Genomic DNA, 25,070 nt, shown 5'->3' with positions numbered 1-25,070 from the left:
GTTATATTGCTTTATCTGATTTTTTTGAAAATCTAATTTTCTTATCTCCTTCTACTTTGTAACCAACTTTTACAGCTTCACCATTTTCTACTAAAGCTAAGTTTGATATATGTAAAGAAGCTTCTTTTTTCACAATTCCTCCTTGAGGATTAGCAGCGCTTGGTTTAGTGTGTTTAGACACCATGTTAACACCCTCTACTAAAACTCTATCTTTATCTCTAAAGATTTGTAAAACTTTTCCTTCCGATCCTTTGTGATCTCCTGCTAATACTTTAACAGTATCTCCTGATTTGATTTTGAACTTCTTCATCTTAATGTCGATTTAAAGCACTTCAGGTGCTAATGATACTATCTTCATAAATTGCTTATCACGTAATTCACGGGCAACAGGACCAAATACACGAGTTCCTCTCATTTCCTCTGTAGGATTTAAAAGTACACAAGCATTATCATCAAATCTGATGTATGATCCGTCTTTACGTCTAATTTCCTTTTTAGTACGAACAACAACTGCGCGAGATACTTGACCTTTTTTTACACTTCCGTTTGGAGATGTAGACTTTACAGTTACTACAATTTTATCTCCAACGCTAGCATAACGCTTTCTTGTTCCTCCTAAAACTCTTATCACTAAAACTTCTTTTGCTCCAGTGTTATCTGCGACTCTTAATCTTGATTCTGTCTGTAACATATTATTTAGCTCTTTCTAAGATTTCTACTAATCTCCAACGCTTAGATTTACTCATAGGACGTGTTTCCATTATCCTAACTGTATCTCCTTCGTTGCAGTCGTTATTCTCGTCATGTGCAACGTACTTTTTCGTCTTTAATACGAATTTACCATACATTGGGTGTTTGGTTCTTTTTACCTCATTAACAACAATAGATTTCTCCATTTTGCTACTAGATACTACACCTATTCTCTCTTTTCTAAGATTTCTTTTTTCCATCTTTAAAACTGACTAGAATTATTGTAATTCTCTTTTAGTTAACTCCGTAGCAATTCTTGCTACAGTTTTTCTTAAGCTTTTAATCTGCATTGGGTTTTCCAATGGAGTTATGGCGTGAGCCATCTTAAGATCCGTATAATTTTTCTTTAACGTCACAAACCTTCCTTGTAAGTCAGTTGTGGTTAATTCTTTAATTGCTGATTGTTTCATTGTATATAGAATTAAGCGTTAAAATCAAAATCTCTTGCAATAACAAACTTCGTTTTTACTGGAAGTTTTTGTGCAGCTAAACGTAAAGCTTCTTTTGCTACATTCATTGGCACTCCACCAATTTCAAACAAAATTCTACCTGGTTTAATAACTGACACAAAATGGTCAGGAGCACCCTTACCTTTACCCATACGTACTTCTAATGGCTTCTTGGTAATAGGCTTGTCTGGAAATATCTTAATCCAAAGCTGTCCTTCTCTCTTCATGTGACGAGTTGCCGCAATACGAGCTGCTTCTATTTGACGAGAGGTAAGTAAATTCTGATCTAATGATTTGATACCAAACGTTCCGTTAGAAAGTTGAGCACCTCTACCAGAGTTACCTTTCATATTTCCTTTCGCCTTCTGTACCTTACGGTATTTTACTCTTTTTGGCTGTAACATTTTTAATTTCTAATTTTAAAAATTATTTTCTTCTGCGAGGTTGTTGACGTTTGTTTCCACCACCTTTACTAACACCACCTTTTTGTTTAGATAATCCTACTAATGGAGATAATTCACGTTTTCCATAAACCTCACCTTTCATGATCCATACCTTAATACCTAATCTTCCGTATTGTGTATGTGCCTCAACAAGTGCATAATCAATGTCTGCTCTAAAAGTAGAAAGAGGAATTCTTCCTTCTTTATAATGCTCAGAACGTGCCATTTCTGCTCCATTTAAACGACCAGAAATTTGGACTTTAATCCCCTCTGAATTCATTCTCATTGCTGCAGTAATAGCCATTTTAGTAGCACGCTTGTAAGAAATTCTATTTTCAATTTGACGAGCAATACTAGCTGCTACTAATTTAGCATCTAATTCTGGACGCTTAATCTCAAAAATATTAATTTGAACTTCTTTTCCTGTAATTTTCTTAAGCTCTTCTTTTAACTTGTCTACCTCTTGACCTCCTTTACCAATAATGATACCTGGACGTGCAGTAGTGATAGTAACGGTTACAAGTTTAAGCGTACGCTCAATAATTACTCTTGATACACTTGCTTTAAATAAACGAGCATTAATATACTCTCTTATTTTAAAATCTTCAGCTAATTTATCTCCGTAGTCATTTCCACCATACCAGTTAGATTCCCATCCTCTGATAATTCCTAAACGATTTCCTATTGGATTTGTTTTTTGTCCCATATCTACTTTGATTAATTACTTTTATTTTTAGCTCCTAACTCTAAAGTAACGTGATTAGAACGCTTACGAATTCTGTGTGCACGCCCTTGTGGAGCTGGTCTTAATCTCTTTAACATACCTGCGCTATCTACACAAATAGATTTAACGAATAATCCAGCATCTTCGATACTAGCATCTTCATTCTTAGCTTGCCAGTTTGCTATTGCAGACATTAACAATTTCTCTAAGTTTCTTGATGCTTCTTTTGGACTAAACTTTAAGATTTGTAAAGCTTTTTCAACCTCTACTCCTCTTACTAAATCTGCTACCAAACGCATTTTTCTTGGTGATGTAGGACAATTAGTTATTTTAGCAAAAGCTTTAGACTTTCTTGCTTCTTTTAACTGTGTTGCCATGTTATGTTTACGACTTCCCATAATTTCCTACTATTTTTTACCTTTATTTTTTGCACCAGCGTGCCCTCTAAAAGAACGTGTTGGTGAAAATTCGCCTAATTTATGACCTACCATGTTTTCAGTAACGTAAACTGGTACAAACTGACGTCCGTTATGAACAGCAATTGTTTGCCCAACGAAATCTGGAGTAATCATACTTGCTCTTGACCAAGTTTTGATAACTGACTTACTCTCAGTTTCAACGTTAGTTAACACTTTTTTCTCTAACTTATAGTGAACGAAAGGTCCTTTTTTTAATGATCTTGCCATGGTTTATTTCTTTCTACGTTCTATAATATACTTATTACTAGCTTTAGTTTTAGATCTAGTCTTAAACCCTTTAGCTGGAATACCGTTTCTTGATCTTGGATGTCCTCCTGAAGAACGTCCTTCACCACCACCCATTGGGTGATCAACAGGATTCATACGTACAGCGTTAACTCTTGGTCTTCTACCTAACCATCTAGATCTACCTGCTTTACCAGAAACTAGTAATTGGTGATCTGAATTAGATACAACCCCGATAGTTGCCATACAAGTTAACAAGATTAATCTTGTTTCACCTGAAGGTAACTTAACTGTTGCGTACTTACCATCTCTTGCCATTAATTGAGCAAATGAACCTGCAGAACGAGCCATAACAGCTCCTTGACCTGGGTGCAACTCAATACAAGAAATAGTTGTTCCTAAAGGAATTTCGCTTAAGTATAAACCATTTCCAACTTCTGGAGCTAATCCTTTACCTGAAACGATTACTTGACCTACTTTTAAACCGTTTTGTGCAATTACATAACGCTTTTCACCATCAGCATAACTAAGTAAAGCAATAAATGCAGTACGATTTGGATCGTACTCTATAGTTTTTACTGTTGCAGGGATACCTTGTTTATTTCTTTTGAAATCAATAATACGGTATTTTTGTTTATGACCACCACCAATGTTACGTGTTGTCATTCTACCCTGGTTGTTTCGACCTCCAGATCGTTTTTTCGGAGCAAGTAAACTTTTCTCCGGCTTATCAGTTGTTATGGTGTCGAACCCATTTACAACTCTAAAACGCTGACCTGGTGTTATTGGTTTTAATTTTCTAACTGACATTCTGTCTTTTCTTAAAGATTGTTATAAAAATCAATAGCTTCTCCTTCAGCCAACTGAACGATTGCCTTTTTGTATCCACTAGTTATCCCTGTTACTAAACCTTTTTTAGTGTGTTTAGTATTTCTTTTAATAGGATAATTCATAGTCTTAACAGACTTAATTGCAACACCATAAGTTGCTTCAACAGCTCCTTTGATTTCCAATTTATTAGCCTTACTGTTCACAACAAATGCATAGCGATTAAATACTTCGCTATCTTTTGTTGCTTTTTCCGTTATAATAGGTTTAATTAAAATACTCATATCTTTCCCTATTTACTTAAGTTAATTTGAATTCCTTCTAAAGAGCTTTCAGAAATAATTACTTTATTAGCATTTAAAACACTGTAAGTATTAACTCCTGTAGCATTTACTACTTTAGATCCTTTTATGTTACGAGATGATAAGTAAACATTATCACTTTCGTCACCTAATACAAATAAAGATTTTTTTGTATCTAATTCTAAAGCTTTTAAAACATTGATAAACTCTTTAGTTTTTGGAGTTTCAAAATTGAAATCTTCAATTATTACTAAATTGCTTCCCTTTGCTTGAATACTTAAAGCTGACCTACGTGCTAAACGCTTTAAGTTCTTATTCAACTTAAAAGAATAACTTCTTGGTCTTGGTCCAAACATACGTCCACCACCTCTGAAAACTCCAGATTTGATCGAACCCGCACGTGCAGTACCTGTTCCTTTTTGTTTCTTAATCTTTCTTGTACTACCAGCGATCTCTGCTCTTTCTTTAGACTTATGAGTTCCTTGTCTTTGATTAGCCAAGTACTGCTTTACATCTAAATAAATTGCGTGATCGTTCGGTTCAATACCAAATACCTCGTTAGAAAGTTCAACTTTTCTACCGGTATCTTTTCCTGTAATATCTAAAACTGCTACTTTCATTATTTTTCGATAGTTACAAAAGTATTCTTGTGACCAGGAATTGCTCCTTTAACTACGATAAGATTCTTATCAGCAACCACTTTTAATACTTTTAAATTTTGAACTTTTACTTTGTCTCCACCCATACGACCTGCCATGCGCATTCCTTTGAATACTCTTGCAGGATATGATGCAGCACCAATCGAACCAGGAGCTCTTAAACGGTTATGCTGACCGTGAGTTGCTTGACCAACACCGGCAAATCCATGACGTTTAACAACACCTTGAAAACCTTTACCTTTAGAAACTCCAGAAACATCTACGAATTCTCCTTCAGTAAAGTGCTCAACAGTAATTGAATCACCTAATTTATACTCTCCGTCAAATCCTTGAAATTCAATGACTTTTTTCTTAGCAGATGTACCAGCTTTTTTAAAGTGTCCATCTAAAGCTTTATTAGAGCTTTTTGCTTTTTTGTCATCGAAACCAAGTTGTAACGCACTATAGCCGTCTACCTCTTCGGTTCTGACTTGGGTAACCACGCATGGCCCTGCTTCGATTACAGTACAAGGAATGTTTTTCCCGTTCTCATCGAATAAGCTGGTCATACCTACTTTTCTACCTATTAACCCAGACATATTTGTTAATTTTAAGACGATAGATTTTATTTATCCAGCGCGTCTATTAATAAAAAATTTTTGAAACAAATGTTTCAGATTCCTTAAAATTTTACATAAAAAAAGAGCGAAAAACATCTTCACCCTGAATTTGTTTTTACCGTTTTTCCATCGCGAAACCCTCAGGACATGTTAAATACTGAATAAATCAGCATTATTACACCACGGAACGTTAATTCCGGTGCGCAAAAGTATAAAAAACTTTCGGTTTAAAAAAATTAAACCGAAAGTTAGTTATTTACTTATACTTTAATCTCAACTTCAACTCCACTTGGTAACTCAAGTTTCATTAAAGCATCAATAGTTTTCGAAGAAGAACTATAGATGTCTAATAATCTTTTGTAAGCAGATAATTGAAATTGCTCTCTAGATTTTTTGTTTACGTGTGGTGAACGTAATACAGTAAAAATCTTTTTATTTGTTGGTAAAGGAATTGGTCCGTTTACTACAGCTCCAGTAGCCTTTACTGTCTTTACGATTTTTTCAGCAGATTTATCAACTAAGTTGTAATCGTAAGATTTTAATTTAATTCTAATTTTTTGGCTCATCTTAATATCTTATTAACCTTTAGATTTTGCAATTACATCTTCAGAAACATTTGAAGGAGTTTCAGCATAGTGATCAAATTCCATAGTAGAAGTAGCTCTACCAGAAGACATTGTTCTTAAAGCTGTTACATATCCGAACATTTCAGATAATGGAACTAATGCTTTTACAACTTTAGATCCGGCACGATCGCTCATGTCGTTAACTTGACCTCTTCTTCTGTTTAAATCTCCTACGATATCTCCCATGTTTTCTTCAGGAGTTAACACTTCAACTTTCATTAATGGCTCCATAATTCTGGCTTTAGCAGCTTTAGCAGCAGCTTTATACCCCATTTTTGCAGCTAACTCGAAAGATAATGCATCAGAATCCACAGGGTGGAAAGATCCATCTCTTAAAGTTACTTTCATTGAATCCATTTCGTATCCAGCTAAAGGACCGTTCTTCATAGCTTCTTTGAATCCTTTCTCTACAGAAGGAACAAATTCTTTAGGAACGTTACCACCTTTAATTACTGACTCGAATTGTAAACCTTGAACACCTTCATCAGCAGGCTCCATAGTAAATGCTATATCAGCAAATTTACCACGACCACCAGATTGCTTTTTGAAAACTTCTCTATGTTCAGCAGAAGCAGTAATTGCCTCCTTATACTCTACTTGTGGCTGACCTTCGTTCACTTCTACTTTGAATTCACGCTTTAAACGATCAACAATAATATCTAAGTGTAACTCACCCATTCCAGAAATAATAGTCTGTCCTGAAGCTTCATCTGTTCTTACAGTAAACGTAGGATCTTCTTCTGCTAGTTTAGCTAAAGCCATTCCTAATTTATCAACATCTGCTTTAGTTTTAGGCTCAACCGCAATACCAATTACTGGGTCTGGGAAGTCCATAGATTCTAAAACAATAGGATGCTTTTCATCAGATAAAGTATCTCCTGTTTTAATAGATTTAAAACCTACTGCTGCACCGATATCTCCTGCCTCAATGAAAGGGATAGCGTTTTGCTTGTTAGCGTGCATTTGGTAGATACGAGAAATACGTTCTTTTTTACCTGAACGGTTATTTAAAACATAAGAACCTGCATCTAAACGACCAGAATATGTTCTAAAGAATGCTAAACGACCTACGAAAGGATCGGTAGCAATTTTAAATGCTAAAGCAGCGAAAGGCTCCTTTACATCTGGCTTACGAGAAATCTCTTCACCATTATCAGGATTTGTACCAACGATTGCTTCCTTATCCATTGGAGAAGGTAAATAACGACAAACAGCATCTAATAAGAACTGAACACCTTTATTTTTAAACGCTGATCCACAGATCATAGGAATGATAGACATATCCATTACTGCAGCACGAAGCGCGGCATGCACTTCTTCTTCAGTAATTGAATTTTCATCTTCCATATATTTCTCTAAAAGATTCTCATCATAAGCGGCAACCTCTTCAATAAGTTTACCTCTTAACTCAGCAGCTTCTTCTTTTAATTCTTCTGGAATATCTATAATATCGAAAGTAGCTCCTTGTGTTTCATCATGCCATACAATAGCACGGTTCTTCACTAAATCTACAATACCTTTAAACTCATCTTCATCACCAATGTTCATAACAATTGGCACTGCGTTTGACTTTAACATGTCCTTAACTTGCTGACATACTGCCATAAAGTTAGATCCTTGACGGTCCATTTTGTTAACAAAACCGATACGTGGTACTTTATAATTATCAGCAAGTCTCCAGTTAGTTTCAGATTGAGGCTCAACACCATCAACTGCACTAAATAAGAAAACTAATCCATCAAGTACTCTTAATGAACGGTTTACTTCAACTGTAAAATCAACGTGACCTGGAGTATCAATAATATTAAAGTGATATCCTTTTGTTTCATCTGTAGCTTCACCATTATTTAATGGGAACTTCCATTCACAAGTAGTAGCTGCAGAAGTAATTGTAATACCTCTTTCTTGCTCTTGCTCCATCCAGTCCATAGTTGCGGCACCATCATGTACCTCACCTATCTTGTGACTAACACCTGTATAATACAATACACGTTCTGTCGTAGTGGTTTTACCGGCATCAATATGCGCAGCAATTCCAATATTTCTAGTAAATTTTAAATCTCTAGCCATTTCTTAGAATCTAAAGTGTGAGAATGCTTTGTTAGCTTCAGCCATCTTATGAGTGTCTGTACGCTTTTTAACAGCAGCTCCTTCTTCTTTAGCCGCAGCTAAGATTTCAGCAGCTAAACGCTGTGCCATTGTTTTCTCATTACGCTTACGCGTGTAAGTTATCATCCATTTAATAGCCATAGACACTTTACGGTCTGGGCGGATTTGCATTGGTATCTGGAATGTTGCTCCACCTACACGACGAGAACGAACCTCTACATGTGGCATCACATTTGACAAACCATCTTTCCAAATTTCTAAGGCTGATTTTTCTTCGTCAGTCTTTTTTTCGTTTACGATATCCATTGCATCGTAAAATACTTTAAAAGCTACAGATTTTTTACCATCCCACATTAAGTTGTTTACAAAACGTGTTACTAATTGGTCGTTAAACCTTGGATCTGGTAAAAGAACCCTTTTTTTCGCTTTTCTTTTTCTCATGTCTTTACATTAAAAAAGTTAATTGATTGTTTTTACTTCTTTGGGCGTTTTGCACCGTACTTAGACCTACGTTGGGTTCTACCCTCAACTCCTGCAGTATCTAATGCACCACGTACTACGTGATACTTAACTCCTGGCAAATCTTTTACCCTTCCACCTCTAACTAATACTATCGAGTGCTCTTGCAAGTTGTGCCCTTCTCCTGGAATATACGCGTTAATTTCGTTACCATTTGTTAATCTTACCCTTGCAACCTTTCTCATTGCTGAGTTAGGTTTCTTAGGTGTAGTGGTATACACACGCGTACAAACTCCACGTCTCTGAGGACAAGCTTGTAAAGCAGCCGATTTACTCTTCTTAGTTATTTTGGTTCTTCCTTTACGAACTAATTGTTGAATAGTTGGCATACTATTATTACTTGTTTTTAATTTGTACTAAAAATTACTCTCTTTAAAAGAGTGTGCAAATGTACAATTATTTTCTAATTATTCAAATATCAATGAGTTATTTTAAAAAAAACAATATCTAAATAATTAAACTCATATTAAACGAGTTGTTACTACTCTAGACAACAAACATAAAAACCACTCTAATAATTAGAATCTAAAGATATCACAAAATACAATTAATTTAAGAGTGTAATTTAAAATTAATAGTCACCTAGCTAAAACCCACAAGCTCAATAAAAAAATCTATTAAACCAAAAAAAACTTACCTAGAGACAATCCAAAAACAACACTTTTACGCAACATAATTAACCTATTAAAAACTCCAAATTTATTACGTAATAACTGCCCAATATATCCTTGATGAGAAGCAAAAATTTAATTTATTTAAACCAATCTTTAGAATAAGTAAAGCCATTTTTTTTTAAAAAACCAATTACAAAACAACACCTAATACTTATATTATTACAACCTTCGTTCATAATAAATATGAACTCATTCCAAAACAGTAAATTCTCTAAACCAACAAGGAAACATAATAAAACCTCATCAATAAAAACCTATGACAAGCTATAAAACAACTTTCCAAATTATAATTACTAAAAAAGTATAAAAAAACAAAACTATAAAAGATATGCATACCAGTTAAACCTCCAAAAATCTAATAAATAAAATATAGATAATATTTTTTTATTATTAACCAATAAATAAATTTAAGATTAACAATTAACGCATAAATTAAAAACCCATCTATTACTTTATTATCACCTCAAAAGGCAACTCATTGTCAAATATTAAGTTTTTTTTATTTTTTTATGTTAAAAAAGTTGTTGATTTAATATAAAATTAAGAATTTAGCCATTAATTAATTCAAATAATTATACAATGAAAACAAAGTTTAATGGAATTTTAACGCTATTGCTAGCGTTGGTCGTGCAAATTTCGTTTGCACAAGACAAAACAATTTCAGGTACAGTTACTGACGAGTCAGGACCTCTTCCTGGGGTTACTATTTTAAAAAAGGGTACCACTCAAGGTGCAGAAACTGATTTTGACGGAAAATACTCTATTAAAGCTAAAGCTGGAGATGTTTTAGTATTTAGTTTTGTGGGTATGAAAACGGAATCAAAAACTGTTGGTGCTTTAAACACAATCAATTTATCAATGTCTAATGATAACATATTAGATGAAGTAGTAGTTACTGCCCTTGGAATTAAAAGAGCGGAAAAAGCTTTAGGTTATTCTACGCAAAGTGTAGATGCTAAAGAGTTAACAACTGTTCGTGATGCGAATATAGTGAACTCTTTAAGTGGTAAAATTGCAGGTGTTAATGTAACCTCTTCTTCTGGTGCTGTTGGTGCTCAATCTAGAATTGTAATTAGAGGTATCTCTACTATTAGTGGTAGTGCTCAACCTTTAATTGTAGTTGATGGTATTGTTATGGACAACGGTTCTTATACTTCAGGTGGAAATGGAGGTGGAAATGGTACTCCTAATGGATTAGCTGATTTAAATCAAGATGACATTGAATCTATAAACGTTCTTAAAGGTGGGGCGGCGACTTCATTATATGGAATGAGAGGTTCTAATGGTGTACTTGTTGTTACTACAAAAAAAGGTAAAAAATCAGATAAATTAGGAATAGAGATATCAAGTAGTATTACTTTTGAAAACCCTTTTATTTTACCTGATTACCAAAACTCATACGGGCAAGGTAACTCTTCTCAATTCTTTGAGTATGTTGACGGTGTTACTGGAGATGGTGGTGTAGATGAAAGTTGGGGACCTGCTTTAGATGCTGGTTTAGAATTTATTCAATGGAATTCTAACGGGCAACCAGCTCCTTGGGTATCTAAACCTAACAACGTAAAAGATTTTTACGAAACAGGTTTAACGACAAACAACAACATTTCTTTTTCTAAAGGTGGTGATGGTTATACTGCTAGATTATCTTTAGGTTTAACAGATCAGGATGGTATTATTTATAATACTGATTTAACAAAATATAACTTTAGTACAAATGCTAACTTTGATTTATCAGACAAATGGACTGCTGGATATAGTGTAAACTATGTAAAAACAGAAAGTGACAACTTACCTTCTGTTGGTTATGGTGATGCAAATAATCAAGTAGCTCAATTGGTATGGTCTGCAAGAAATGTAGATATCAATGCTTTAAAAGATTGGAGAAATATACCAACAGGTTTTGCTTCTGGTGCAGATGTTGCTACTCCTATTAACTGGAATTTAGCATACAACAATAACCCTTTTTGGGCATTAGATACTAACACTAACTCTTTTGATAGAGATAGAATTTTAGGTAATATTACTTTAGGTTATAAGATTAATGATAATTTCAGTATATCAGGTCAAACTGGTATCGATTACTTTTCTTCTTTAGATACTAAACGTCGTGCTTTTGGTACTTATACAAATGTTAGAGGTTTTTACTCAGAAACTCAACGTACTAGATATGAAATCAATACTCAACTTTTATTAAACTATAATACAAGTATTGGTGAAGATTTTGATATTACTGCTAGTATTGGTAATAATATGATGACAAATAACTATCATAGATTGTATTTAGAAGCTCCAGAACTTCAAACTCCTGGTCTTTTTAATATTTCAAATGTTAAAGATGGAGTGAATCCTGTTTTAGCTCAACAGCAAACTAACAGAAAGATTAATAGTGTTTTTGGTTTTATTAACTTAGCTTATAAAGATTACTTATTTTTAGATATTACAGGAAGAAATGACTGGGCATCTGTATTACCTACCGATAATAATAGTTTTTTCTACCCAAGTGTAACAGGTACTGCTATTCTTAGTGATATTTTTGATATAAAAGGTCGTACAGTATCTTATTTAAAATTAAGAGGTGGTTGGTCTAAAGTAGGTAGTGCAGGTCCACTAGCGCCATATTCTATTGAACCTACATTTGCATTTGCTGATAAATGGGGAACTACGCCTGCCGGAATTTACCCAGGTACTTTATGGAACCCAAATATTAAAAATGAAGATACTCAAGAAAAAGAAATTGGTTTAGAGGCTCGTTTATTTAAAAGTAGATTACGTTTAGATTTAACTTATTACGATAAATTAACTTCTGATGTAATTATGCTTAAAGATATTGACCCTGCAAGTGGTAATACTGGGTATTGGGATAACGCAGCTGACATTTCTAACAAAGGAATCGAATTAGCATTATCTGCTGATATTATTAGATCTGAAGATTTTAATTTAGCAATGAACATAAACTTTGCTAAAAATAAAAATGAAGCTAGTAGAATTGATGATGATAACGAAACTAACAACGGACAAGTTGTTCTTGGTGGATTATGGAATGTTGACATTGTAGCTAAAGAAGGTGAAGCTGTTGGTTCTATAGTTGGTCCTGGATTTTTAAGAAATGATGAAGGTTCTATTATTTATAGTAACGGTCTTCCTCAAAGAGATGCTACAGCTAAAGTTTTAGGAAACATTAACCCTGATTGGACAGGAGGATTAGGTTTAAACATGACTTATAAAAACTTTTCATTAAGTACATTATTTGATGTTAAAATGGGAGGTGAAGTTTATTCTCAAACAAATACTTGGGGTAAATTAGCAGGTGTATTAGAAGAAACAATACAAGGTCGTGAGACTGGTGTTGTTGGAGAAGGAGTTATGTCTGATGGAGCTGGTGGTTATGTACCAAACAATGTAGTTACTACGGCACAGAGCTTTTATTCGACTACTTATTCTCAAAACATAGCAGAATCATCTGTATATGATGCTTCATTTGTTAAATGGAGACAATTAGCAATTACTTACTCGCTACCTAGTAAATTACTTTCAAGCACTGGTATAGATCAGGTTTCAATAGGAGCGACTGTTAGAAATTTAGCTATTTTGTATAAAAAAGTACCACACATTGATCCAGAAACAGGATTTAGTAGTGCTACTGGTCAACAAGGTTTAGAATACGCTCAAATTCCTTCTACTAGAAGTTTCGGTTTTAACCTTAATGTTAAATTTTAAAAAATTAAATAATGAAATTAAATAAAATAATATTATCAGTATTAGTTATAGCACAAGTATTTGTTATGACTAGTTGTGATGAGGGGTTTGAAGAACTTAACAAAGACCCTAACAACCCTACTTCACTTCCTGCTGACTTGTTGTTAGCAAGTACATTGTACAATACGGCTAATCAAACCCAAAGTCCTTTTTTAGCTGGTGAAGCTGGTTCTTGTTGGGTACAGCACTTAGGTAAACCTGTATATAACACAAATGAATTATACGTTCCTAGACAAGCTTCTATTGAAACGTTATGGACAATTTTATATTCAAGAGTTTTAAAAGATGCTGATGTAATGCAAAATCTTGCTGCTGTAGAAGGTAATTCAGATCTTCAAGGTGTTGCTTTAGTTATTAAAGCAAATGCTTTTCATATTTTAACTGACGCATATGGAGATATTCCAATGTTAGAAGCCTTAAAAGGTGATCAAGGAAATACAACTCCTGTATATGATGACAGTGAAACTGTAGTATATCCTGAAATAATTAGAATGTTAGATCAAGCCATGTCTTTATTAGATGGTTCAGGAGTAATCAATCCTTCTCAAGATTTAATGTATGCTGGTGATTCTGGTATGTGGAAAAAGTATGCAGCTTCTTTAAAATTTAAAGTTTTAATGCGTGCTTCTGCTTCAGGAACTACCGCTTTAGGTAATATTTCATCTCAGTTACAAGCACTTGTTTCTTCTGGAAACTTATTTGCTAGTAATAGTGAGGAAGCTAAATTAACATACCTTGCAGCTGACCCTAGTGCTAATCCATATTTCGAATCTTTAGTTGATGGAGGTAGAACTACAGAATGGTGTTTAGGAGAAGAATTAGTAACTTATATGACTAATACTGGTGATACTAGATTACCTGTATATGCGCAAGAAGTTGGTGGTGATGGTTCTGGTAACGGTTATGTAGGTAAACCTGCAGGTATTCAAGACATTGGTAACTCTGTATTTGGAGATTCTAACAACGTTTCTTTAATTGGTACTAAGTATTTAGAAGCAACTCAACCAGGTTACTTCTTAACTTATGCTCAACTTAAATTATTAATGGCTGAAGCTTCTGCTAAAGGTTATATTGGTGCTGTATCTGATGCAGGTACTCACTTAAATGAAGCTATTGCTGCATCTTGTCTTAACAACGGTGTTGCTCCATTTACAATTACTTATAGTGGTGGTGCTGCTGGTTTAGATCAAATTGCAGGACAAGTATGGGTATCATTATACATGCAAGGATTTGAAGCATTTGCTGAATGGAACAGAACTAAGTTTCCGAACTTACCTTTAGCTATAGATGCTCAAGAATCATCTATCCCATCAAGATATAATTACCCATTATCTCAACAATCTGTTAATGGTTTAAATTATACAGATGCTGTATCTAATCAAGGTGCAGATAAGTTAACTACATCATTATGGTGGCAGAATTAATTTTTAAAAATAAAAAACACTTAAAATGAAAAAAATAATATATATATTCTTAGCTATGGTTAGTTTTGTAACCATAACATCATGTGATACTGATGCAGATACTGTAGCAGAAGTTAAAGATGAAGCTGGTTTTTTAATTAACTTTTCTGCAACATCTGGTACCTCTATATTAGGTTCTCCTGAAGCAGGGGTTGATTTAGCCGATGCTACTGTTACTATATCTACAGCTTATTTAAACATGACTATTTCTAAAGTATCTGGTAGTACAGAAGGTTTAGAAAAAATAGAAATTGTAAAATCATACAATGGTGGTGAAGAAATTGCAGTAGGTGAATCTACTACACTTCCTTTTAACTTAGTTGTTGATAACTTAACAAAAATTTTAAGTGGTACAGGAGTAACTCCTACCGCTTTAAGAATTGGAGATAAAGTAACTTTTAGAGCTAAAATTACTCAAAAAGATGGTGATGTTTATTATTACAACGCTAGTATGGGTGATTTTAATGTAGTGGTAAATTGTTCAGCAGATTTAACAGGAACGTATTTAGTTACTAACAGTTCTTGCGCACCTTCTTTTACAACTACTATATCAAAAAATGCTGATGGTACTTGGCTTATAGGAAGTGCTGATGGTGGTTGGTTACACCAATGTACTGGTAACTCTACTTTACTAAACTCTGGAAGCATTTCTGTTGTTTGTGGAGATGTATTACCTACAGGTAACTTAGATTTTGGTTCTGATGGTGGTACATACGATATTGGTGATATAACAGGCGGATCATGGGATGCTAATGCAGGTGTACTTACTATGACTCACCTTCAAACACTTTGGTCTACTAGAGATGGTACTTGGACATCTACTTATACAAGACAATAATAAAATTAATAGATAATTAAATAATGGATTTATGTCGAATGATGCAGATGGTTCTCAAGCAATTCTTGCAGAACTTGAAGTTAAAGACGGTTATATGTATACTGTAACTCCTAAATAAATTTATTCTTTTAAATATTTAAAACCACCTCTAACGAGGTGGTTTTTTTATACAATAAATTCTAGTACATTTGCAGCATGGAAGAAAACACTACTATTTTTGGTATTAGAGCAATTATTGAAGCTATTGAAAGTGATGCATCAATTAACAAAGTATATTTACAAAAAGGACTTAGAGGCGAGTTATTTTTTGAATTAGATAAGTTATTAAGAAAAAACAAAGTATCAACTAGTGTTGTTCCTACAGAAAAACTTGATAGATTATCTAAGCACAGTAATCATCAAGGAGCTGTTGCTAAAATTTCTCCTGTAGATTTTCATGATTTAGAAACATTAATTGAAACTACTTTAGAGTCTGATAAAATGCCTTTATTCTTATTGTTAGATCAGGTATCTGATGTACGTAATTTTGGTGCTATTATAAGAACTGCTGAATGTACGGGTGTTAACGGAATTATCATTCAAAAAAGTGGTAGTGCTCCTGTAAATGCAGAAACTATAAAAACATCAGCTGGTGCAGCTTTTAAAATTCCTATTTGTAAAGTAGATCATATTAAAGATGCTATGTTTCAATTACAAGCGGCAGATATAAAAATGGTTGCTGCTAGCGAAAAAACAGAAGATTCTGTTTTTGATGTTGATTTAAATCAACCTATAGCAATTGTAATGGGTTCTGAGCACAAAGGTGTAAGTACTTCTGTTTTAAAAATGGTAGATTACAAAGCCAAATTGCCTTTACTTGGTGAAATTGAATCTTTAAATGTTTCAGTTGCCTGTGGCGTATTTTTGTATGAAACACTAAGACAAAGACAATAATATAAATAAAAAACCTGCTTTAAAGCAGGTTTTTTTTATTCTTCTTCTTTATAAAAATATTTATAATCTATTTCTGGTAGTATAGTTAATTCAACCTCTTCATTAATTTCAGGTGGCATATAATTACCTTCTTCATCAAACATATCGTCAAAATCAGTTTTAGAAAACTGATGTTTTTCTTTTACGACGCCAATCTTTCTATAAAAAACAGCTAAAATAAAGCCAGATATCAACCCAGAAAGGTGTCCTTCCCAAGACATACCTTCTTTAATTGGTAATACATACCAAATCATACTTCCGTAGAGAAAAATTATAATTAACGAAACAGCTACCAATCGATAATGTTTTATTATTATTCCACTAAAAAAAACAAAACTGAATAATAAGTATACAATACCACTCGCGCCAATATGGTAGGAACTAGAGGCTATAATCCAAGTTAAAAAACCTGTTAATAAAGCTCCTAAAGTTAAAACTTTTAGTGCTACCTTATTATAAAAATAAAAAAGGCAAATAGAAAGCACAAATAAAGGAGCCGAATTATTAAAAAGGTGACTCGTATCACTATGTATAAATGGAGACACTAAAACGCCTCTTAAACCATAAACTTTTCTGGGTGCTACACCATATTTATTAAAATTTAATCCAAAAGTAATTTCTACCCAATAAATAAACCATATTAGGAAAACAAAAATAAACGGAATAAGAAAAACGCTGTTCGAAAATTTTAATTGAGTATCTGTTTTCATCAGTATGAAAATAACAAAAATAAATCCAAACAACTATTTCGGAACATCTGTCATAAATCTTTTATATTTTTACATCATGAATGAACCTTTGGCAGAAAGAATACGTCCACAAAAATTATCAGATTATATTAGTCAACAACACTTGGTTGGCGAAAGCGGAATTTTAACAAATCATATTAAACAAGGTATCATTCCTTCTTTAATTCTTTGGGGACCTCCTGGTATCGGAAAAACAACTTTGGCTAATATTATTGCTAATGAATCCGGCCGTCCTTTTTATACTCTAAGTGCAATAAGTTCGGGCGTAAAAGATGTTAGAGAGGTAATAGAGAAAGCAAAGAAAAGCGGTGGATTGTTTACTCATAAAAATCCTATTTTATTTATTGATGAAATTCATCGTTTTAGTAAATCTCAACAAGATTCACTCTTAGCTGCGGTAGAAAAAGGATGGGTTACCCTGGTCGGCGCCACAACTGAAAACCCTAGTTTTGAAGTCATACCTGCCCTACTCTCTCGTTGCCAAGTATATATTTTAAATTCTTTTGATAAAAATGATTTAATAGCTCTTTTAAACAGAGCTATGAAAGAAGACAACCTTGTATCACAAAAAAAGATAACTTTAAAAGAAACTGATGCCTTATTACAAGTATCAGGTGGAGATGCTCGTAAATTATTAAACATTTTTGAATTATTAGTAGCGGCTGATGAGGAGATTGAAATTACTAATGAATTAGTTTTATCTAAAATTCAGAAAAACACCGTTCGTTATGATAAAACTGGCGAGCAACATTACGATATTGTTTCAGCTTTTATAAAATCGATAAGAGGTAGCGATCCTAACGGTGCTGTGTATTGGTTGGCTAGAATGATTGAAGGTGGTGAAGATGTAAAATTTATTGCTCGTAGGCTTCTTATTGCAGCTTCAGAAGATATTGGTAATGCAAACCCTACTGCTTTTATAATGGCTAATAACACGTTTCAGGCTGTGTCAGTAATTGGTTATCCTGAATCGAGAATTATACTTAGTCAATGCGCTATTTACTTAGCTAATTCTGCAAAAAGTAATGCATCTTATATGGCTATTGGCGAAGCTCAGAACTTAGTAAGAACAACAGGAGATTTATCAATTCCGTTGCACTTAAGAAATGCTCCTACAAAACTAATGAAAGATTTAGATTATGGTAAAGATTACCAATACTCACATAATTATGCTGGTAACTTTGTGAATCAAGAATTTTTACCTGACGAAATAAAAAACACAAAGCTATATGAGCCAGGTAATAATGCTCGAGAAAATCAGTTTAGAGAATTATTAAAACAACGCTGGAAGGATAAATATAATTATTAAAAAAGAGCGCTAAAATAGCGCCCTTTTTTAATGTAAATTTAAATAGAAATTAAAACTTAACTTCGTATTTCTCTATAACTTTTATACTTTCTTTATAATATTCTGCAATCCAAATACCATTATTTTTGTATAAAACTCCGTTTTTACCCTTCAGTATATAAACATCTTTAACATTTGTTTTTAATATTTGAAAAATAACTTCTGGTTTTGTATTTACTAATTGAAATCCGCTAGGAATTGATTGTGCATATAAACTTATTGCTTTTGTTTCATTAACATCGTTCTCTACATCTATTTTAGACTCTATAACCTTAATATTATTGATATTAGTATCTACAATAGGTTCGTGAATTTTTACACTTTTAAGAGGAACATAATTATACTTTAAAGTCTGAACTGATTTGAAAGCTTTACGAATTGCTTCATGATAAGCTTTTTTATATTCTTTCTGTTTACTTTTTCCAAGAGAAGAAATAAATACAACATTATTGAAACAATCCTGCAACTCAAGAATTGTTTTGGTTGAAAACATACTTGATTCATCCTTAATAACTACTGTTAAAGCCAAACATCTATCTTTAGCTAAATCTATTGGTAATTTTTCATCTGATAAAACAGCTCTGAAACCATATTTATTAAATAAAAACTTAGTTAATGAACTTGTTTGATATTGATCATCTTTTGTAACAAAATCAAATTTCTTAGGCACAATTATATACTTATAATTGTTAATGTTTTTTTGAGCAAAGATTGATGCTGATAGCATCAAAAAAATAAAAAGTAATTTATTCATGTTTATTGTAATTTATAAATATTGTTTTAATTGTATTAGTGATTGAATACTTATCACTCCAGCCTTTGGCTTTATTTCATTTGTAAAATGAATTGCTAACATACCACAATTTAAAGCACCTAAAATATCTGCTTCATAACTATCACCAATCATTATAGCATCTTCTGCTGTTGCTTTTGCTTTCATTAAAGCAAACTCAAAAACTTTAGGATTTGGCTTTTTAACACCCACACTTTCCGAGGTAATAACTTCTTTAAAATATGTATTTATTCCTGCTTTTTGCATCTTTAAACTTTGAATTTCTTCGAAACCATTCGTTATTATATGCAATTCATATTTTTGTTTTAAATACTCTAAAACCTCAACTGTTCCTTCAAATAAATGATTATAATTAGGTAAGTATTTAATATAGTCTTCAGAAATTGTAGTAATTAAATCGTCTGATATTTTATAGTTTAAAGCATCAAAAGTTTCTTTTAACCGGCCGTATCTTAAAGTTGTTTTCGATACTTTTTCTTCTCTATATAATTTCCAATACTTTAAATTAATCGGTAAGTAGATGTTTAAAAAATCATCTACATTTATTTTAATGCTCTGCTCTTCTATAATTTGTTTAAAGGTTAGTTTTGAGTTTTTATCAAAATCCCAAAGTGTGTGATCTAAATCAAAAAAAATGTGTTTTATATTCATCCTAGTATACTATTCTAAAAGGTTTTAATTAATTTCTAACTATTTTAAGCATCGAACTATATACGCGTCTCCAACCTTTCCATCGTTGATAATTACTTAAGCTTTCATTGTGAAAAATGGTAATAAAAAGTCCGTTTACTGCTTTTACTTCGTTTTTAAGGTCTCTAATTTTACCTAATGATTGTTTCGGCGTCAACTTCAAGTAATCATTTAAAGTTGTATCAATTAAAGCAAACGGAAATACTTTTAAAGGAGTTTGAATTTCAAATTCTAGATCATAAAAATAAAAAGGAGTACAGGTTCCTGCTCTAAAACCGGTATGACTTGCATATCCCATCGAATAATCTTCCTCTATCTCAAAATCGATTAAATTCTGATATGTTTCAGGTAAAGATAATCGTAAATAATGCTGTCGTGAGCGACGTATTGGCATATTAATAATATTTTCTAACCGTTCTTTTTCTTTCTTTAACATATCACTATTATTCATAGTATAATAAGAAGGATGCAAACCTACTCGAGCATAATCTACCGTGTCTTTTATTAAAAGTTTAAATTTTCTTTTTGATGCTGAAACATTGGTATCAAAAGTAGTATAATCGCCTATTAAAAAGAAAAAAATAGTTCGAACTTCATATATGTTTTTTAATTCTATTATTGCTTTAAAAGTATTAAAAGGATCTCTTTTTATATTAAACAAAACCGCGAGGCGATCCCAAATTGTAAATATTTTAAATTGAGATACATCTTTTAAAAAGCCTCCTACAATTCGTACAAAGCTTTTGTACTTATACGCAAAAGCATTGTCTACATCAATAGTTGAAATGTATTGGTATTTTCTGGTTGGATGCTCATAATCGGGGAACTTAATTTTTAAAATTTCTAAAAATTTATATGCCCAAATATCTACTACAGGCTTCTCTAAAAAACCATGTTTAAAAGCAATGCTTTGTTTTGCTGTAAATCGTCCGTGTTCATCTTTTACTTGTGGTAAATACTCTTCATATCTAGACACTAAATAAAAGCTTGCCGCAAAAATATCAAAAGGTATTTCTGATTGCTCATCTGTTGGGAAAAAGCAAGGAATATCATCCCATTTTTTAAAAATTATTTCAAAATCTTTAACTCCTTGTTGAAACAATAATTCGTTACTTTTTACAAAAAATTCTTTTCCTAAAGCTACATTTGTATATGAAAATTTAGGCCCATTGTACGCTACAAACTCTTCTACTTTACCTGTAAAATTAATAGGAATTTGTAATATACGTGTAAAAATATGTTTAAAAACATACCGAACACGAGGCGTAATTTTATGGGTATAAATAAGTATCATAGTCTTAAAAATATGTGCAAACGACTATAGTATACCTTCGTCTGCAAAGCTAAAATACGTTTTTTCAGTAATTATTAAATGGTCTAAGAGTTTTATATCTAAAGTAGCACCTGCTTCTTTAATTTTATTGGTAAGTTCGATATCTGATTTACTAGGACTTAGTTTTCCTGACGGATGATTATGAGACACAATAATACCAACTGCAGATAATTTTAATGCCTTTTGATATAATAACCTTAAATCTACCAAAGTTGCCGTAAAACCTCCTTTACTTAATTGATGTTTTGCCAATACTTTATTTGAATTATTTAAATACAACACCCAAAACTCTTCATGTTCTAAATCGCCTAAAAACGGTTGTAATATAGTAGCGGCATCTAAAGAACTTTTTATTTTTAACACCGTATTACTTTCTTTAAACTGTCTTCTTTTTCCGAACTCTAAGGCTGTTATTATTGAAATTGCCTTTGCCTCCCCTATTCCTTTAAATTCAATTAACTCTTCTATAGACAATTTTGCTAAAGCGTTTAAATCATGATTTACGGAAGCTAATATTTTTTGAGACAACGCAACAGCACTCTCTTCTCTATTACCTGAGCCTATTAAAATAGCAACCAACTCTGCATCCGACAAAACCGACTTGCCTTTTAGCATTAATTTTTCACGAGGCCTATCATCTAAAGCCCAAGATTTAATTGATATCTTTTTCATCTATTACAGTATCAGAATTCTACATAAATATAATCCATTTTTTGCACAACCCAAAGAAGCACAGTATCTTTGCCCCCTATCATTTTTCAAACGTACTTATGAAAATTATAATAGCCGGAGCAGGAAGCGTAGGTTTTCACTTGGCTAAACTCCTTTCTTACGAATCTCAAGATACTTTCGTGATTGATTTTGACGGCGAAAAGCTGAATTATATCAATAACCATTTAGATGTAATTACCAAAAAAGGAGATGCAACTTCTATTAAATTATTAAAAGAAATTGGTATTGATTCTGCCGATTTATTATTGGCCGTTACCGAAAGTCAAAACACCAATTTTGCCATATCTGTTATTGGTAAGGCATTAGGTGTAAAAAAGACAATTGCGAGAATAAACAATCCAGAGTTTTTAAAAAATGACAGTATAAATTTTAAAGATTTCGGAGTAGATTTCATGATTTCTCCCGAAGCTTTAGCTGCTGAAGAAATAAAACTACTTCTAAACCAATCTTCTTTTAACGATACTGTTGCCTTTGAAAATGGTGTTTTTAATATCATGGGAACTGCTCTTGGTTATAAATCAAAAATATTAGATTTAACAGTTAAAGAAGCTAAAGAAAAATTTAGTTTAGTCGATTTTATTACCATAGCAATAAAGCGTGAAGGAATAGCACAAACTATTATTCCTCGTGGTGATACTACTTATAAAATGAACGATCAAGTTTATTTTTCAGTACCAAATTATAGTATCTCAAAACTATATCCTATTATTGGTAAAGAACATATTAATATTAAAAATGTTATGATTCTTGGTGGTAGTAGTATTGGTAGAAAAACGGCGAGAAGTCTTTGTAAAGATAATTTTAAAGTAAAGTTAATAGAGCGTAGAAAAGAAAAGGCTTTAAGTCTTGCTGAAGATTTAATGGATACGTTGGTTGTTCATGGTGATGGTAGAAACATAGAACTTTTAGAAGGTGAAAACATTCGAGAAATGGATGCTTTTGTTGCCGTTACTGGAGATTCTGAAACCAATATTATGTCTTGTTTAGTTGCAAAATCTAAAGGTGTTAAAAAAACGGTCGCTTTAGTTGAGAATATGGATTATATAAACATATCGCAAACTATTGGCATAGATACGCTTATCAACAAAAAATTAATTGCTGCTAGTAGCATTTTTCGTCATATCCGTAAAGGAGATATCTTAGCTTTAGCCAACTTACATAATATTGATGCTGAAGTTTTTGAATTTGAAGTACCTCCTAATGCTAAAGTAACCGAAAAACCAATTAAAGATTTACGCTTCCCTAGAGAAGCAGTTTTTGGAGGTGTAATTAGAGACGGTAAACCTCACATGTCTTTTGGAGATTTTCAATTACAAGGAGGAGATAAAGCTATCGTTTTTTGTTTACCAGAGGCTATATCAGCTGTAGAAGATTTATTTAAATAATGGAGAATCTAAATCTAAAATTAATTTACCGTTTCTTAGGTATAACCGCTATTCTTAACGGTTTATTTATGTGGCTTTCATTACCTTTTAGTTTTTATTATGATGAAACTTCTAAATGGGGTATTTTAAATGCAGGTGTAATTACTATTGCAACAGGTTTAGTCCTCTACTTCTTTAACAAACCCGATAATAAAAAAATTCAAAAAAAAGAAGGGTATCTTATAGTTACCTTTGGATGGCTTACGCTGTCTATTACAGGCATGCTACCTTATTTATTGTCTGGCAGTATTCCTAGTATTACAAATGCTTTTTTTGAAACAATATCTGGCTATTCAACAACTGGTTCATCTATCTTAACAGATATAGAATCTATGCCTAAAGGAATTCTTTTTTGGCGTAGTGCTACACATTGGATTGGTGGTATGGGAATTATTGTACTTACCATTGCAATATTGCCTTTATTAGGTATTGGTGGAATGCAATTATTTATGGCGGAAGCTCCAGGACCTTCGGCAGATAAATTACACCCACGTATTACAGACACTGCTAAGCGATTATGGCAAATATATGTACTACTTACTATTGTTGAACTCTTACTTTTAAAAGTAGCAGGAATGAATTGGTTTGATGCCATTAACCATGCCATGGCAACGGTTAGTACTGGCGGATTCTCAACTAAAAACGCAAGTGTTGCTCACTGGAATGGTTCTCCTTTAATTCAATATATCATTATATTTTTCATGTTTATAGCAGGTACCAATTTTGTACTAACTTATTTTGCTTTAAAAGGAAAATTCAGAAAAGTAATTCAGAGTGAAGAGTTTAAATATTATTTATTTGGTACATTAACCATATCTGCAATTATTGCGGTTATGATTATTTTTTATCAAGACCCAGCTTTACAAACTTCTATCGATCACCCAATGGTTTTCGGAAAAGTAGAAAGTGCTGTTAGACATGCGTTATTTTCTGTAATTTCGGTTGTAACTACAACCGGATTTGTAACTGCCGATTTTACAATGTGGAGCTTTTTTGTAACAGCAATGTTTTTCTCGTTATTCTTCTTAGGTGGATCAGCAGGATCTACTTCTGGTGGTGTAAAAATTGTTCGACATATTGTAATGCTTAAAAATAGCTTTTTAGAATTTAAAAAATCATTACATCCTAATGCTATTATCCCTGTTCGTTATGATGGTAAAGCCGTAAAACAAACCATTGTATTTAACATACTTTCGTTCTTTGTTGTGTACATGCTTATTTTTATATCAGGTACGGTAATATTAGCTTTTTTTGGTTTAGATTTTTATTCTGCCTTAGGTGCATGTGCATCATCTTTAGGTAATATAGGACCTGCAATAGGAAGTGTAAGCCCCGTAGATAATTTTAATCATTTATCTATCGGAGCAAAATGGTTCTGCTCTTTCCTAATGTTAATTGGTCGTTTAGAGCTTTTTACAGTATTAATACTACTAACTCCATTCTTCTGGCGTAAAAGTTAAATTCACATACTAGTATTTTTCTTTTAAAATATTTTCTTCCAAGAAAACATTTCTTTCTATACCTTTTATCTTATTCTTTATGCCTTTAATTTATACGCTTAAAGAACTTCTTACCATTTTCCCTAG

28 protein-coding genes are annotated in these 25,070 nt (G+C 32.6%); 7 read left to right on the top strand and 21 right to left on the bottom strand.

Features of this window, described 5'->3' with window-relative positions; translation table 11 throughout:
• Position 1: 1 nt before the first annotated feature.
• The 16 genes from rplX to rpsL all read right to left on the bottom strand — a co-directional run bounded on the left by rplX (position 2) and on the right by rpsL (position 9,041).
• On the bottom strand, positions 2 to 310 hold the full coding sequence (gene rplX / locus AC28QF_RS09315; protein WP_488201600.1) for a 50S ribosomal protein L24: 309 nt from the start codon (positions 308 to 310) through the stop codon (positions 2 to 4).
• Between the two features lie 12 nt (positions 311 to 322).
• Positions 323 to 691 carry a 50S ribosomal protein L14 gene (rplN, locus tag AC28QF_RS09310; protein ID WP_218771186.1) on the bottom strand — a complete coding sequence of 123 codons (369 nt, stop codon included), beginning with the start codon at positions 689 to 691 and terminating at the stop codon, positions 323 to 325.
• A gap of 1 nt (position 692) precedes the next feature.
• Positions 693 to 950 carry a 30S ribosomal protein S17 gene (rpsQ, locus tag AC28QF_RS09305; RefSeq protein ID WP_068703444.1) on the bottom strand — a complete coding sequence of 86 codons (258 nt, stop codon included), beginning with the start codon at positions 948 to 950 and terminating at the stop codon, positions 693 to 695.
• A gap of 18 nt (positions 951 to 968) precedes the next feature.
• Positions 969 to 1,160: a 50S ribosomal protein L29 gene (gene rpmC / locus AC28QF_RS09300; protein WP_218771187.1), complete on the bottom strand. Its 192-nt coding sequence runs from the start codon at positions 1,158 to 1,160 to the stop codon at positions 969 to 971.
• Positions 1,161 to 1,171: 11 nt separating this feature from the next.
• Positions 1,172 to 1,603, bottom strand: a complete 432-nt coding sequence (gene rplP, locus AC28QF_RS09295) for a 50S ribosomal protein L16 (protein ID WP_488201601.1) — start codon at positions 1,601 to 1,603, stop codon at positions 1,172 to 1,174.
• 22 nt (positions 1,604 to 1,625) lie between these two features.
• Entirely contained in the window at positions 1,626 to 2,348 is a 723-nt protein-coding gene (gene rpsC, locus AC28QF_RS09290) for a 30S ribosomal protein S3 (protein ID WP_488201602.1), read from the bottom strand.
• 11 nt (positions 2,349 to 2,359) lie between these two features.
• Complete coding sequence (gene rplV, locus AC28QF_RS09285; protein ID WP_418649878.1) at positions 2,360 to 2,764, bottom strand: 50S ribosomal protein L22; 405 nt, start codon at positions 2,762 to 2,764, stop codon at positions 2,360 to 2,362.
• Positions 2,765 to 2,773: 9 nt separating this feature from the next.
• Entirely contained in the window at positions 2,774 to 3,052 is a 279-nt protein-coding gene (gene rpsS, locus AC28QF_RS09280) for a 30S ribosomal protein S19 (protein WP_028887472.1), read from the bottom strand.
• Positions 3,053 to 3,055: 3 nt separating this feature from the next.
• Positions 3,056 to 3,880 (bottom strand): 50S ribosomal protein L2, encoded by an 825-nt coding sequence (gene rplB, locus AC28QF_RS09275; protein WP_488201603.1) that lies wholly within the window; start codon positions 3,878 to 3,880, stop codon positions 3,056 to 3,058.
• Between the two features lie 11 nt (positions 3,881 to 3,891).
• Positions 3,892 to 4,182 (bottom strand): 50S ribosomal protein L23, encoded by a 291-nt coding sequence (rplW, locus tag AC28QF_RS09270; protein WP_488201604.1) that lies wholly within the window; start codon positions 4,180 to 4,182, stop codon positions 3,892 to 3,894.
• A gap of 8 nt (positions 4,183 to 4,190) precedes the next feature.
• On the bottom strand, positions 4,191 to 4,820 hold the full coding sequence (rplD, locus tag AC28QF_RS09265; RefSeq protein WP_488201605.1) for a 50S ribosomal protein L4: 630 nt from the start codon (positions 4,818 to 4,820) through the stop codon (positions 4,191 to 4,193).
• Positions 4,820 to 5,437 (bottom strand): 50S ribosomal protein L3, encoded by a 618-nt coding sequence (gene rplC / locus AC28QF_RS09260; RefSeq protein WP_260584997.1) that lies wholly within the window; start codon positions 5,435 to 5,437, stop codon positions 4,820 to 4,822. Before rplC ends, rplD begins: the two co-directional genes overlap by 1 nt.
• A gap of 281 nt (positions 5,438 to 5,718) precedes the next feature.
• Entirely contained in the window at positions 5,719 to 6,024 is a 306-nt protein-coding gene (rpsJ, locus tag AC28QF_RS09255) for a 30S ribosomal protein S10 (protein ID WP_058885438.1), read from the bottom strand.
• 12 nt (positions 6,025 to 6,036) lie between these two features.
• Complete coding sequence (fusA, locus tag AC28QF_RS09250; protein WP_488201606.1) at positions 6,037 to 8,154, bottom strand: elongation factor G; 2,118 nt, start codon at positions 8,152 to 8,154, stop codon at positions 6,037 to 6,039.
• A gap of 3 nt (positions 8,155 to 8,157) precedes the next feature.
• Positions 8,158 to 8,634 (bottom strand): 30S ribosomal protein S7, encoded by a 477-nt coding sequence (gene rpsG, locus AC28QF_RS09245; protein ID WP_218771196.1) that lies wholly within the window; start codon positions 8,632 to 8,634, stop codon positions 8,158 to 8,160.
• 32 nt (positions 8,635 to 8,666) lie between these two features.
• Positions 8,667 to 9,041, bottom strand: a complete 375-nt coding sequence (gene rpsL, locus AC28QF_RS09240; protein ID WP_028887479.1) for a 30S ribosomal protein S12 — start codon at positions 9,039 to 9,041, stop codon at positions 8,667 to 8,669.
• 924 nt (positions 9,042 to 9,965) lie between these two features.
• Between rpsL and AC28QF_RS09235 the strand changes: the two genes are divergently transcribed.
• From AC28QF_RS09235 to rlmB, 4 genes are all read left to right on the top strand, one after another.
• On the top strand, positions 9,966 to 13,103 hold the full coding sequence (locus AC28QF_RS09235; RefSeq protein ID WP_488201607.1) for a SusC/RagA family TonB-linked outer membrane protein: 3,138 nt from the start codon (positions 9,966 to 9,968) through the stop codon (positions 13,101 to 13,103).
• 11 nt (positions 13,104 to 13,114) lie between these two features.
• Positions 13,115 to 14,566, top strand: a complete 1,452-nt coding sequence (locus AC28QF_RS09230; protein WP_488201608.1) for a SusD/RagB family nutrient-binding outer membrane lipoprotein — start codon at positions 13,115 to 13,117, stop codon at positions 14,564 to 14,566.
• A 25-nt stretch (positions 14,567 to 14,591) separates the two neighbouring features.
• Positions 14,592 to 15,443: a hypothetical protein gene (locus AC28QF_RS09225; protein ID WP_488201609.1), complete on the top strand. Its 852-nt coding sequence runs from the start codon at positions 14,592 to 14,594 to the stop codon at positions 15,441 to 15,443.
• Between the two features lie 195 nt (positions 15,444 to 15,638).
• On the top strand, positions 15,639 to 16,376 hold the full coding sequence (gene rlmB / locus AC28QF_RS09220; protein WP_488201610.1) for a 23S rRNA (guanosine(2251)-2'-O)-methyltransferase RlmB: 738 nt from the start codon (positions 15,639 to 15,641) through the stop codon (positions 16,374 to 16,376).
• A gap of 35 nt (positions 16,377 to 16,411) precedes the next feature.
• On the opposite strand, the gene AC28QF_RS09215 is transcribed toward rlmB, so the two are convergent.
• Positions 16,412 to 17,125: a rhomboid family intramembrane serine protease gene (locus AC28QF_RS09215; RefSeq protein WP_488201611.1), complete on the bottom strand. Its 714-nt coding sequence runs from the start codon at positions 17,123 to 17,125 to the stop codon at positions 16,412 to 16,414.
• A 76-nt stretch (positions 17,126 to 17,201) separates the two neighbouring features.
• Here AC28QF_RS09215 and AC28QF_RS09210 point away from each other — a divergent pair, with 76 nt between their 5' ends.
• A complete protein-coding gene (locus tag AC28QF_RS09210; RefSeq protein WP_488201686.1) occupies positions 17,202 to 18,473 on the top strand; it encodes a replication-associated recombination protein A in 1,272 nt (423 codons plus the stop codon).
• A gap of 49 nt (positions 18,474 to 18,522) precedes the next feature.
• Here AC28QF_RS09210 and AC28QF_RS09205 read toward each other — a convergent pair whose 3' ends face one another.
• Genes AC28QF_RS09205 through radC form a run of 4 tightly spaced genes read right to left on the bottom strand, consistent with a single transcriptional unit; the run spans position 18,523 to position 22,000 of the window.
• Positions 18,523 to 19,266: a hypothetical protein gene (locus tag AC28QF_RS09205; RefSeq protein WP_488201612.1), complete on the bottom strand. Its 744-nt coding sequence runs from the start codon at positions 19,264 to 19,266 to the stop codon at positions 18,523 to 18,525.
• A gap of 12 nt (positions 19,267 to 19,278) precedes the next feature.
• The gene (locus AC28QF_RS09200; protein WP_488201613.1) at positions 19,279 to 19,956 is read right to left on the bottom strand and encodes a YjjG family noncanonical pyrimidine nucleotidase; all 678 of its coding nucleotides are present in this window, start codon (positions 19,954 to 19,956) and stop codon (positions 19,279 to 19,281) included.
• A 28-nt stretch (positions 19,957 to 19,984) separates the two neighbouring features.
• Complete coding sequence (locus tag AC28QF_RS09195; RefSeq protein WP_488201614.1) at positions 19,985 to 21,289, bottom strand: polysaccharide deacetylase family protein; 1,305 nt, start codon at positions 21,287 to 21,289, stop codon at positions 19,985 to 19,987.
• A 24-nt stretch (positions 21,290 to 21,313) separates the two neighbouring features.
• Positions 21,314 to 22,000, bottom strand: a complete 687-nt coding sequence (gene radC / locus AC28QF_RS09190; RefSeq protein ID WP_488201615.1) for a RadC family protein — start codon at positions 21,998 to 22,000, stop codon at positions 21,314 to 21,316.
• A gap of 98 nt (positions 22,001 to 22,098) precedes the next feature.
• On the opposite strand from radC, the gene trkA reads away from it, so the two are divergent.
• Entirely contained in the window at positions 22,099 to 23,445 is a 1,347-nt protein-coding gene (gene trkA / locus AC28QF_RS09185) for a Trk system potassium transporter TrkA (protein WP_488201616.1), read from the top strand.
• Positions 23,445 to 24,944: a TrkH family potassium uptake protein gene (locus AC28QF_RS09180; protein WP_488201617.1), complete on the top strand. Its 1,500-nt coding sequence runs from the start codon at positions 23,445 to 23,447 to the stop codon at positions 24,942 to 24,944. The genes trkA and AC28QF_RS09180 overlap by 1 nt, the downstream gene beginning before the upstream one ends.
• Positions 24,945 to 25,070: the final 126 nt, after the last annotated feature.

The organism is Tenacibaculum sp. M1.3A (genome assembly GCF_057732375.1).
The sequence above is the reverse complement of the archived record's forward strand: the minus strand, read 5'-3'. Positions and strand labels throughout refer to the sequence as shown.